This is a genomic window from Cyclobacterium sp. L-R (genome assembly GCF_056859355.1).
The window spans coordinates 59,383-71,697 of the sequence record NZ_JBSXOH010000040.1 but is presented as its reverse complement, the minus strand read 5'-3'; the positions used below and the strand labels follow the sequence as shown (position 1 = coordinate 71,697).

General features: G+C 38.1%; 13 protein-coding genes. 10 read left to right on the top strand and 3 right to left on the bottom strand.

What is annotated here, in order from left to right; genetic code table 11:
• The 10 genes from AC13EX_RS03965 to AC13EX_RS03920 all read left to right on the top strand — a co-directional run.
• On the top strand, positions 1-2,275 hold a 2,275-nt coding region (locus tag AC13EX_RS03965; protein WP_482891630.1), incomplete at its 5' end, for an RHS repeat domain-containing protein.
• A gap of 727 nt (positions 2,276-3,002) precedes the next feature.
• Entirely contained in the window at positions 3,003-3,857 is an 855-nt protein-coding gene (locus AC13EX_RS03960) for a helix-turn-helix transcriptional regulator (protein ID WP_482891629.1), read from the top strand.
• A 92-nt stretch (positions 3,858-3,949) separates the two neighbouring features.
• Positions 3,950-4,351 (top strand): DUF5367 family protein, encoded by a 402-nt coding sequence (locus AC13EX_RS03955; RefSeq protein WP_482891628.1) that lies wholly within the window; start codon positions 3,950-3,952, stop codon positions 4,349-4,351.
• Positions 4,352-4,356: 5 nt separating this feature from the next.
• Positions 4,357-4,860 (top strand): anthrone oxygenase family protein, encoded by a 504-nt coding sequence (locus AC13EX_RS03950; RefSeq protein WP_482891627.1) that lies wholly within the window; start codon positions 4,357-4,359, stop codon positions 4,858-4,860.
• Between the two features lie 18 nt (positions 4,861-4,878).
• On the top strand, positions 4,879-5,721 hold the full coding sequence (locus tag AC13EX_RS03945; protein WP_482891626.1) for an NmrA family NAD(P)-binding protein: 843 nt from the start codon (positions 4,879-4,881) through the stop codon (positions 5,719-5,721).
• Between the two features lie 685 nt (positions 5,722-6,406).
• Complete coding sequence (locus AC13EX_RS03940) at positions 6,407-7,090, top strand: DNA alkylation repair protein (RefSeq protein ID WP_482891625.1); 684 nt, start codon at positions 6,407-6,409, stop codon at positions 7,088-7,090.
• Positions 7,091-7,193: 103 nt separating this feature from the next.
• Entirely contained in the window at positions 7,194-7,760 is a 567-nt protein-coding gene (locus tag AC13EX_RS03935) for a hypothetical protein (protein WP_482891624.1), read from the top strand.
• Positions 7,761-7,785: 25 nt separating this feature from the next.
• A complete protein-coding gene (locus AC13EX_RS03930; protein ID WP_482891623.1) occupies positions 7,786-8,484 on the top strand; it encodes a formylglycine-generating enzyme family protein in 699 nt (232 codons plus the stop codon).
• A 140-nt stretch (positions 8,485-8,624) separates the two neighbouring features.
• Positions 8,625-8,825 (top strand): TlpA family protein disulfide reductase, encoded by a 201-nt coding sequence (locus AC13EX_RS03925; RefSeq protein WP_482891622.1) that lies wholly within the window; start codon positions 8,625-8,627, stop codon positions 8,823-8,825.
• A 123-nt stretch (positions 8,826-8,948) separates the two neighbouring features.
• Positions 8,949-9,404, top strand: coding sequence for a glycosyl-4,4'-diaponeurosporenoate acyltransferase CrtO family protein (locus AC13EX_RS03920; RefSeq protein ID WP_482891621.1), 456 nt, complete (start codon positions 8,949-8,951; stop codon positions 9,402-9,404).
• A gap of 131 nt (positions 9,405-9,535) precedes the next feature.
• Here AC13EX_RS03920 and AC13EX_RS03915 read toward each other — a convergent pair whose 3' ends face one another.
• Genes AC13EX_RS03915 through AC13EX_RS03905 form a run of 3 tightly spaced genes read right to left on the bottom strand, consistent with a single transcriptional unit; the run spans position 9,536 to position 12,071 of the window.
• Positions 9,536-10,531, bottom strand: a complete 996-nt coding sequence (locus tag AC13EX_RS03915) for an MlaD family protein (protein ID WP_482891620.1) — start codon at positions 10,529-10,531, stop codon at positions 9,536-9,538.
• A gap of 4 nt (positions 10,532-10,535) precedes the next feature.
• Positions 10,536-11,288, bottom strand: coding sequence for an ABC transporter ATP-binding protein (locus tag AC13EX_RS03910; RefSeq protein WP_048641902.1), 753 nt, complete (start codon positions 11,286-11,288; stop codon positions 10,536-10,538).
• The gene (locus AC13EX_RS03905; protein WP_048641903.1) at positions 11,289-12,071 is read right to left on the bottom strand and encodes an MlaE family ABC transporter permease; all 783 of its coding nucleotides are present in this window, start codon (positions 12,069-12,071) and stop codon (positions 11,289-11,291) included. It lies immediately after the preceding gene.
• Positions 12,072-12,315: the final 244 nt, after the last annotated feature.

The following is a 12,315-nucleotide window of genomic DNA, read 5'->3' as shown; positions in this document are numbered from 1 at the left end:
ATATTACAATGGAAATATAGCAGGCATCGAATGGGAGGGACAGGACGGAAAAGCGAGGAGCTTCGCTTACAATTATGACAATGCCAATCGACTGTTAGCTGCAAAGTTTGAAGCAGCAGGGGAAAATAACCATTATTCCCTTCAAGGAATCAGCTATGATGCCAATGGGAATATCTTGACAATGGATAGGTTTAACGAAAAGTCGAAAAATACCTATGGGAAAGTGGATGATTTGACTTACAAGTACCAAAGCAATGAGGAGTTAGGAGGCAGGTATTCCAATAAACTGTTACGCGTCACAGACGGGTTGGTTTCCAATACCCATACCGCGAAAGATTTTAAACCCAATACCGGATCCCAAGAAAATTACGCCTATGATGCCAATGGAAACCAAACTTCTAATCCCGATAAGAGGATTACTAAAATCAGCTACAACCACCTGAATTTGCCCGAAAAAATCACTTTTTCCAATGGAGGGAAAATTAACTTTGCATATGATGCAGAGGGGAAAAAGCTAAGCCAGACGGTTCAGGAGAACCAGGACAAGCCTGCTAAAACTAGAGACTATATTGGAGAGCTGGTGTTCCTAAATGGGAGCTTGGATTATATGGTTCATGAAGAAGGCAGGGTAACTTATGAATCCGGAGTATATCAATATGAGTATTTTGTTAAAGATCATTTAGGTAATGTTCGACAGGTGCTTAGACAGCCTAAAACCGAAACAAAGTTGGCGACTATGGAAAGCCAACATGTACTGAAAGAGCAGGAAGATTTTTCCGGACTAAGTGCTTCCAGGCAAACTGATCCGGAACAGAATGTAACCCCGGGTGGGGATAAAGTTGCATGGCTAAATGCAGAAAGAGGGAGGATATTAGGCCCATCAAGTAGACAAGAGGTATTTACAGGAGATCGCCTTAACCTAAGTGTATATGGCAAGTACGAGGAACAGACACTACAAAAAACAAACCCGGCAGGGTTTGTAAGCAGTAGAGGAAAAAGTAAAATCCTCAATGACCTCAATGAATTATCCAAAAGTACCCAGCAAGCAGGAGCTGCCAACCCGATAACGATATTAAATATGATTGGCATAGTGGCAACAGACCTACAGCAAAAAGAAAGCCCTGAAGCTTACTTACTTTATGCCCTTTATGACAGTGACGGCAACCGTTACGAAGTAGGCAAGCAACCCTTAAGCAGAAAAGCCGCCAATCAGCATGAGGTTTTGGAAGAAAAATTGTATATTTCACAAGACGGATACATGGAAACCGTCTTGGTAAATGAAACCGCTGAGGACGTTTGGTTCGATGATTTTAGCATCTCAAGAACCCCCTCAATTGTTATTCAGGAGATGCATTATGATCCTTGGGGTTTGGAGTTGACAGGGCTTGGGTATCAGAATGGTGGAGTAAAAGAGAATATGTACTTGTACAATGGGAAAGAACTGATAGAAGATAATGGACTGGAGTATTATGATTATGGGGCTAGGATGTATGATCCGGTTTTGGGTAGGTGGGGAGTGGTGGATCCTTTAGCGGACAAGATGAGAAGGCATTCTCCCTACAATTATGCGTTTGATAACCCTATAAGGTTTATTGATCCGGATGGGATGATGCCTAGGGATTGTCCGTCATGTTGGAAGAGACTATGGGGTGGTGTGCAATTTTTAGGAGGGGCCACAGAGAGTGTAGGAGGAGTCGCTTTATTAGTTACTCCAGAGCCAACTTTAGTTACAAAGGTTGCAGGAGCGGGATTAGTTGTACATGGATCTGATATGATGTCAACTGGTTTGCAGCAACTTTGGACTGGCAAATCAGAAATGTCTTTAACTCAACAGGGCTTAATGACAATAGGCCTCTCCAAGGATCAAGCAATGATTGCAGATGCATCACTTAGTCTTGTAGCAGGAGGAGCCGGTGCTTATTCTAAGGTCGACAGAATGCTTAAGTTAGGGTCAGTAACGAGAAAGAGCTATCATGAGGGATTAGGTGCTTTGCGGAAGACAGCTGACGAAATGATGGCCAATGGATATTCTTATGAGGAAGTTTTAACTCAAATGGTTCCAGCTAGGAATAATTTAAAAGGTATGGTAAGATTGGCTGATGATGGATTTAATAAGGGCATTGCTGAATTAAGGAATTATTTTAAATATGGCAATAAACTAGGCCCCTCAGTAGATGATGTGACTAAGAATTTCACCCAAAATGGTAAGGTTGATTGGAAATCCGCTTATGATAACCTTTGGAAAACAAGTGCTGAATTCGATAAATTTAAATAAATGAAGATGATTTCTCTTAAATCGATTTCTGTGGACGAAAAAAATTCCCAAATTATTATTGAAAATGAAAGATATGACTTAGACAAAATTGAGGTAATATACAGGGAGTCTAAACTGTATTCATACCTGAAAATAATAACTGATAACCAAAAATTTATAATTAGGAGTTTTAAATCTATTTGGGAGCATATAAGATTGTCAACTTACGATGTAATAGAAAAAAGAGAAGATAATAAGGTGTATAATTTTTATTGCTATTTAAATGATCTTGGTAATTTTAATATAAAGCCCACCTAGGTGTAATTTGCAATTACACCTTTCTATCCACTTAAATGAAATTTAGAAAAACTATTCTAAAATGGCCATTTGCAATGGCTTAATCTTATTCAAATTTCCGATGATTTATTTTAATGTAAATTATTTTAGGGTTTAGGTAGCTTCGGAGTTTGTTAATACATCTTTTTTACCAAAATCCTGATGAATGAAACCGCTGAGGACGTTTGGTTGGATGATTTTAGTGTATAGGCCCCCTAATTGTTCTCTAGAAGAGAATGTTTTGATTTAGGTCCTTCCAACTCCCGTTAACATTGATGTTATAGGATAAAAAAATACAAGTTAATTTAAAAGATTAGTATACCTTGCTTGCTTTGTACTAGAATTAATAAACTGCCCACTTATTTTAGTCAATAAAATTGTATAAATTGAAAGATTATTTGACCTACCACCAATGACCCGGGATTTTATTGAAATCAACGACTTTACCGTTTTAGTTGAGACTGCTTCCTCCAAGCAGATCATTAAAGATTCTTGTAAATTTGATGAGCCCGTGATTGCAGTAGCCTTTTATGGTTCCGGTAACGTGAATTTAGAAATGAATTTCCCCACCGGGAAGCGTGAATTTAATTATACCAAAGGTTTAGCGCTCTCTTTTTATGCGGATGAACAGGTGGATTGTATTCATACGGTTTCCAATAACAAACCACTAGAATGTATTCTTATAGCCACAGCCACTAGAAATTTACCAAATCTTCCCAACCAGGAAGGAAAAATTTTTTCGGAGCTTTTGGAAAATTTGGTTAATCCCAAGGACCATTATGTTGAAGGGTCGAGCTTTTATATGACTCCCGAAATGCATCAGATTATTGAAAGTCTTTTTAATATTAGATACAAGGGTAAAACCAAAATGATGTTTTTTAGGAGTCAGATTACCGCCTTGTTGTCCCATTTTTTTGGTCAATTGTCAATGGATCATGCCCAGAGATTCCAATCAGAAGATAGAAAACGGCTAGAAATGGCCAAAGAGATTTTGTCGAATAATTTGGATAATCCACCCTCATTAACGGAGCTCTCCAAGGCCTTGGGTTTAAATACAACCAAGCTTAAAAAAGAATTTAAGGAGGTTTTCGGCATTCCTGTGTTCAAGTATCTTCAGCATGAAAGACTAAAAACAGCTCACAGCCTTATTAGTAAAAAACAAGCTTCTGTACAGGAAGCAGCCTGGCATGTTGGCTATGACAGTTTAAGCTCCTTCTCTAATGCTTTTGCGAAAAAATACGGTTATAGACCCAGCCAGATTAAATAACTCGTCTTTTCAAACAAATCTTACATCTTTTTAAATAAATGGTTTACTAGAGGCTAAGCTAGTTTTGTCTTGTAATCAAAACAATACAAGACATGAAAACTCTCAAAGCAATTTTAATTGGAGGAGGAATCTGGCTATTGGCAGTGGCTATGTACACCCTTTCCTTTCATTACCAATTTCTTGAAGACCCGAATCAACAAGCCAATATGGTTTTGCTTATTGTAGTGATGCCATTGGTGTGGCTGGGCTCGTATTTATACTATCAGAAGGGTAGTAAAACCCATGGTTATTTTGTCGGTCAGGTGTTTTTGCTGGTGGCTGCATTTTTAGATGCGCTAATTACCGTACCCCTTTTCGTGATTCCCAATGGCGGGAATCATTATACTTTTTTTACTGATTTAGGGTTTTGGATCATTGCATTTGAGCTCCTTGGAGTGGCGGTGTTATATTATTACACAAGGGTTTACCCAAAAACCCAAACTTTAAAATACTAGTCGAAATGGAATTTAATATAGAAACGGTTTTGCTTTGTAAGACCACCTTATTAACAGGTTTAACTGCAGGTTTATGTTTTACATGGACGAATGCCGTAACTCCGGGTATAGGACAAATGGATGACTTTGGGTTTTTATATGCATTTCAACAGATGAACAGGGTGATTGTCAACCCCACATTTATCCTTGTGTTCTTTGGCCCTTTCGTCTTAAATATTGCCCTTATCTACCTTAAATATCAAAATGCGGATAAGTCCTTTTGGTTTTTAGTGGTAGCAACAATGCTATTTATTCTGGGAGTAGCTTTTGTAACTGTATTCAAGAATGTTCCATTAAATGAAATGCTTGAGAGGACAGATTTGACTGCTTCCACCTCAGAAGATCTTAAGACCCTTCGTCAAAAATTTGAAAGGCCATGGAAGCAATGGCATTTGGTTAGGACAATAAGTGCTATTGCTTCTTTTGTAATGCTGTTAGTGGGGCTTGTACTAAATACTCAATCATCATAAACTACTCACTTACACACCATGAAACGTAACATTTTAGTCATTGGAGGAACCGGAAAAACCGGAAAACGTATCGTAAAATTACTAAACAATTTGGGCCACCATGTTAGGGTTGGGTCTAGAAAGGGAAACCCTGCCTTCGACTGGCACCATCCGGAAGGCTGGTCAGCAGCGGTGGAAGGAATGGAGGCCCTTTATATCAGTTATCAGCCGGATTTGGCAGTTTCTGGGGCCTTAGAGGCCATCGAAGAACTGGTAAAAGTTGCTAAAAAAAGCCATGTAAAAAAGCTGGTATTATTATCAGGCAAAGGAGAGCGAGAGGCCCAATTGTGCGAGCAGCTGGTGATACACTCAGGGTTGGATTATACCATTGTTAGAGCAAATTGGTTCAATCAGAATTTCAGTGAAAATTTTCTGGTTGAAGGGATTTTAAATGGGCATGTTGCCTTGCCATATGCGGAAGCAAAGATCCCCTTTGTTGATGCCAATGATATTGCTGAAGTTGCTGTAAGCGCATTGATTGATGACAAACACAATGGTGAAATATACCAATTAACCGGCCCTGAAGGATTGACTTTCGAGGAAGCCGTCCATATGATTTCCAAAGCCAGTGGAAGAGAAATTCAGTTTACAGGAATTAGTGTTAAGGCTTATGTAGCAGCAATGCGGCAGAAAAATGTTCCTGAAGATTTTATATGGCTGATAGAGTATTTGTTCACTGAAGTGCTGGGCAATCCAGACAATTCGGAAATTACAAATGATATTGAGCAAGTACTCAGCAGGAAACCTATTGGTTTTAAAGAATATGTAAAAAAATCAGTCAATAATGGAGTTTGGGAACTTGCTGGAGTTTCTTCCAATTAACCAACTGTAACTGAGGATAGCATATTGTAAATACTATCCTCAGTTATTTATTTTATTGCATAAGTAAACATGTATTCAACTTTTCCTTCTTGATTTGCTAAGCCTTTCATTCGATAATTATGGTTTTTTTTCTATTTAAAAGCTTCTTCAAACAACACCTGTGCCCTTGCCTCTTGCTTAAATTTCTTAACACCGAATAGCTACAAGGCGGAGATTAATACATTAACTTATTAAAGAATGATTATGAGTATTGGATATTCCTGAGCATATTGACCACTTGAATTTAGATTTAATAAAACCCTTGTGTTCTCGAAATTTTGGCTAAAGCCGGATGATCCGATTTCCTCCTATAAATGGGCTAAAGCCCATTCCTATTGAATGGATTTCTTTGGTCAATTGGTTTAGGCTAAAATTAAGGAGAACTTAACGATTCCTCCTTTTTAATAGCCTCCAGCTTCAGCTGTTGAAAATTGAGTAATTCGGCTCCGGTGGCTGAGCCTGTCGAAGTCAGCGGAGTCGAAGTTGACTTGGGAAGCTCTCTACCTAGTTTGATTGTGGTATCAATAAAAGTGAAAAACATTCCTTATTTTAGGTCCAAGTTAAGTTTTGATTCATCAGGTAGGATTAAAAGGAACAGGTTTACTAATAATTATCCTCTTGCTACTTATCACTAATATTCTATCAAATGCTATCCAACGAAACTCTTGAATACATTGCTGTATTGGAACAGGAATTTAGCCGTAATGAAAATAGGGAACTGGCCTTACAACAAAAAGCCTATTTGCGGAATCAATTTCAGTTTTTTGGCATTTCTACCCAGCAAAGAAGGGCTATCCAAAGGCCATTTTTGCTCAAAGCCATGCTTCCTCCAAAGACTGAGCTTCATAAATTGGTAAAGGTTTTATGGAGTAGGAACGAGAGGGAGTTTCATTACTTTGCCCAGGAGCTTTTATTAAGATACATGAATGCCACAGAGAAAGAGGACATCCATCTTTATGTCCACATGGTGGCTCATCAATCTTGGTGGGATACGGTAGATATGATTGCCAATAAATTGATGGGCAATTACTTTTTGCTTTTTCCAGAGGAAAGGGAGGGGTATACAAACAAGTGGCTGCAGTCCAATAATATTTGGTTGCAAAGGAGTGCGCTGCTGTTTCAGTTAAAGTACAAGGATAAAATGGATCTCGCCCTTTTAGTGAAGTGCATTCACCATTTATTGGGGTCTGATGAATTTTTTATCAATAAGGCCATTGGCTGGGTACTGCGGGAATACAGTCGGACCGATCCTATTTGGGTGCAGAAATTTGTAAATGATACAGCATTAAGTCCTTTAAGTAAAAGAGAAGCCTTGAGGTTGATTTCTTGATGTAACTAAGGATTAGGACGTTGATGCTTTGCTTTTATATTACTATTTTTAGAAAGGATTAATGAATTCTGCCCTGGTCTATCTAATTCAGTAACTGAACATTATGAAAACACTAACACTCTTTGCTACCTTGGTTTTCTTAATTCTGTTTAATTTATCCGGAAATTCACAAGAGGTTAAATCTCTTGAATGTTTGGATAAACAGCAGTCTGAATTTGTAGCGGTTGTAGTAGAAAAGTTTAATGATCAACTTCTAAAACATTACGGCGAAATTGATTACAAAATGTTTTTGATCGATAGGAGTAGTATGTCTTTGCCTCCTGACTTTTTTGTCACATCAGGATTAGCAGAATTTCTGAACGACAATAGAAATAAACCCTTTTTTCAGGATATTTGGAAGAATAATGACGGAGCTTATGAACTGATTCATGAAAGTAAATATTTTGAATGTTTAAAATCAGTTTGTGAATCCGAAACGCTTTGTGAGGTTTTATCAGCGATGGATCAGTTTAGAGAAGTGAGCAGGGGACTCATTGCTGGAGCAATTGCCTCCGAACTTCCTGATGAGCAATATAGTAATAAGAATGTACGCATTTTTATTGCCATCAATCTTTATGCTGAATTATCTATCAACCTTTTCGACCGATTTAAAAATCAAGTCAATATTTAAGAAGACCCTCAATCCAAAAAGTAACGTGGAAATAGATAAGAAAAACATTGACGTGAAAACAGTTGAAAATTTATTTGTCACGATTCCGAAAGGTACTGTGGAAATGAGGGACGACCGGGTAAAGAAAATCTGGAAACGTGAAATTGAATCTTTTAGACTCTCCAAATTTCCAGTTACTCAGGACTTGTATACTGAAATAATGAATGAAAATCCGGCTACTTTCAAAGGTGAAAAGTTACCTGTTGAGACTCTTTCCTGGGTTGAAGCGGTAAAGTTTTGTAATAAACTGTCTGAGGCATTGGCCAAAAACCAATGCTATGCCATTGATTTAACCTCACAAGAAGTAAGTTTTGATTCCAATGCAAATGGCTTCCGGCTTCCAACTGAAGCTGAGTGGCAATTTGCTTGCCAGGCTGGCGCAAATAATACCAGATACGGAGAATTAGATAAAATTGCCTGGTTTAAAGAAAATGCCGACAACCGTAGTCATAAAGTTGGACAAAAGCAGCCCAACGCTTGGGGACTTTATGACATGCTTGGAAATGTTTGGGAATGGTGTTCGGATATTTATGATGAGACCCTTTATGGTTCCTATCGGGTTTTTCGTGGTGGAGGTTGGTGTGATGTTGAAAGAAGTGTAATGGCAACAACCAGAAGAAGGAGCCATCCCTTCGCTTTTAAAATAGATGATTTAGGGTTTAGAATTGCCATGAATATTGATTAAAATTATATTAATGAAGGTATCAGAAATCATGGTATTAATTGATCAAATTAAATGAATAATTAACCGCCTAATATGATTTGGAGGTTTAAGCTTATTGTTATCTCTTCCTGTTCTTTTTTGGCCACTGATCCCCACCTTCATTGGAAGCGTTTTTAAGTAAGAAGGTATTTGATTATGTGGTTTTTGCGGATCAAGAAGAATTGATTATTGATCAATTGAAATTAGAGGCCTATCCCACCCATCTGGTGCTTGATAAAAATGGGAACCTTAAGAAAGTTTTCAATAAAGCATCTGAATTAATGGCTTTTATCGAAGGGAACATATCGCTTTTAAAAATTTAGGGAAATGTATACTCCAAATCAGTTTCCAATCGAGGAAAAATGCTTTAGCCTATCAAATCCGTCTTTTTTACTAAATTATGGCTGATTGCCTAAGATATAGTAAGTTTGAGTTAAATTTAGATTATGCAATACCTATCCTTTAGTATTTCAATAACAATTATTTCATGGATTATTGGATTGATTTTGCATGCTTTGATAAAGAGTCAACCTTACTATACTGATCTTTCTAATCTTAATTTTATTAAAAGCAAAAGGTTAAATAAGGCTATTGGCCTTGGGGTATTTAAAAGGGTTGTCAAAAACACCTTTTTTAAATACTTCAACCAAAAGATTAAACTGGAGAGAAGAATTCAGGTAGGTGAACTTTATGAATTACGGAAAGAAATGTCAATATCTGATATTAGTCATTTGTTGGGCTTTGCTGTGGTGACTGTTTTTGCTTTTGTGAAATTCATCTATGGCAACTATTCCTTTGGATTGGTAATGATGGCCGTGAATATTGTGTTGAATTTATACCCTTCATTATTGCAACAGGAGAATAAAAGACGGATTGATAAATTGATTCGGATCTATAGCTAGCGGCATAACTTTACAGCATACTTTGTTTAGGCTTTATCAGGTTTCTCTTTCTATTTTTTACAGAGTTCAGCATTGTAAAAAGGAGTGGAAATTTAGAAAAGAAAACACCTGGTAAGTAAGGATAAAGTGCTTTAGTTTGAATCAGTTTCTTTTGTTTTTCTTTTTTCTTCTCGCTCCTGCTTCCTGAAATACCTGCGGAAAAGAAAGTTTTGCCGAAGCGCTTCCATGTTTTCGTTCAATTTCTCAGCAGCCTCTTTTACGTTGATCATTGTACTGTCGAGGTGCCCGACCAAAGCTTCATCCTTTATTAAATGATTTAAAGTTCCTTCTCCCGCTCTTGTCTCTTTGAGGTATTCCTCCAGGGTTTGCGCTACCAATTTTATGTCTTGGCTGGATTTTTCAAGGTTATCGAAGACCAACTTTAACTGCTTGCTAGAAACCGTGTCGCTTAACAAAACAGCCGCAGCACTTTGATCATAATTTACTTTACCGAGGATTGCATTGACCTTTGTGACCAAAGAAGAAGTGTTTTGAGTCGTTTTCTTCAGTTCGATTACTGATTGTCGTATGTTTTGGGCCAATAAGGTATCGCTCAATAGTGTGCCTAAGGTTCCTTTTCCTTCCAGAATTTTATTGGTTATCATCAATAAATCGCTTGTCAGCAAAGCAGCGTTTTCGTTGGTGGTATTTAGGATGGAAAGCATGTCATCCGTTCCAACTTTACTGTATGACTGTATGGTGTCTCCTGAGGCTACAGGTTTTGCATTTTGTTCATTTCCTGGGACAATATTGACAACCATACTTCCTACCAACCCATCTGAACCTATAAAGGCAATAGCGTCTTCTTTAATAAATCTGGAGATTTTATCTTCCACCATCATTTGAAGGGAAATGGTCTTTTCATCAATCATTACAATTTTACTCACCGTGCCTACATCTATTCCCGAATAGCGCACATTGTTCCCCGATTGTAGGCCATTTACATTGTCAAAAACAGCGTAGAGTTGAATATTTCTGCTGAAAATATGTTGGCGCTTTCCTATAGAATAGAGAATGGCAATGAGAAGCACAGTCCCTATCACTACAAATAGGCCTACTTTTGCTTTGTAAGAATTAGATTTTCCCATACGATTAGTTTTTAAAGAAGGCCTGAATTTTTGGGTCTTCTGAATTAGAAAGCTCCTCAAAAGTTCCTTCGGTATAATTGGTGCCATCTACGAGCAAAATCATCCTGTTTGAAATGACCCTTGCACAATCCACATCGTGGGTGATAATTATCGAGGAGGTGTGGTATTTTTCTTGAATATTTCGCATCAACTCTATGATTTCTTTTGCCGTGATTGGATCTAAGCCTGTTGTTGGCTCATCATAAATAATTATTTTTGGTTTTAAGATTAATGCCCTAGCTAAAGCCACCCTTCGCTGCATTCCTCCGGAGAGTTCTGCAGGCATCAAGTCTAGGGTATGTGCCAGGCCTACATTTTCCAATGCTTCTTTGACTAGAATTTCAGTACTTTCAAAACCTGGTATTTTATGGGTTTGACGCCTAAGGGGGAATTCCAGATTTTCACGAACCGTCATGGAATCGTACAAGGCACTACCCTGGAAAAGAAAGCCGATCTCCGTGCGGAGAAGGTCCAGTTCGGTATGACCTAGGCTGGTGATGTCCTGGTCTTTGATGGTAATACTTCCACTGTCAGGTTGGATGAGACCTACCAGGCACTTGATCATTACCGATTTCCCGGAACCTGATTTGCCCATTACAACCAAGTTTTCTCCTTCAAAAAGTTTTAGACTAAAATCCTTAAGTACATGGTTCTCACCAAAACTTTTGTGGAGGTTTTTTAACTCTAATACAGGCTTTAAGTTTTTTGTGGATTCCATTTAAATTTCGAAAAATATATCAGAAACAAACACAGCAATAAAATCAATTACAAACAACAGCATGGAAGTATATACAACAGCAGAGTTTGAGGCTTCTCCCACACCAACGGTTCCCTTAGAGCAATGGTACCCCTTATAGCACCCCACCAACCCAATGGCAAAACCGAAGAAAATTGATTTCACCGTGGCGGGAATAATGTCACTATAATTGAGAGCATCAAATACCTGATTGAAATAGAGTACATAGGAAACATTACCTTTTAAGTTTTCAATTATGGCAGACCCTAATAGGGCTATTACATCTCCTGTAATTATCAAAAGCGGCAACATTAATGTAGTGGCCAGAATACGGGTAACCACCAGGTATTTAAAAGGATTGTTACCAGAAACCTCCATGGCGTCTATTTGTTCCGTAACGCGCATAGAACCCAGTTCTGCCCCAATCCCAGAGCCTACCCTTCCGGCACATATAAGGGCAATGATCACAGGGCCAATTTCTCTGACAATAGATATTCCCACCATGGATGGCATCCATGACTCCGCCCCAAACTCCATTAGCGTAGGGCGTGACTGAAGGGTAAATACCAGACCCAAAATAAATCCGGTTACTCCCACCAAAAGCAGTGAACGATTCCCTACGTTATAGCATTGGCGAATCAGCTCCTTAAACTCAAAAGGCAGGCTGAATGCCTCTTTGAAAAATCGTCCTGCGAAAAGGGTCATGTCACCGATTTCGACAAAAAACGACTGTGAGCGATCTTTTATGGAGGTTGATTTTGACATTGGGAGAAATATAAAAACCGAATTTAGTGATGATTCTGAGTTAATTACATGATGCAAGTCATTTTTAAAAATGATACAAATACTGGGATTTATAAGGTTCTGTATAATTTCAGCATTTAAAACTCCATGTGCAACAGGAGCTTGGTTTTTCCTGCTAATTAGGAGTTAATGCATACATTTATCTTGATTGAACTTGTTTTGCAGGCTTAAGCCTTTAGCTTTGTTCCTTAATTAAAAGCATACT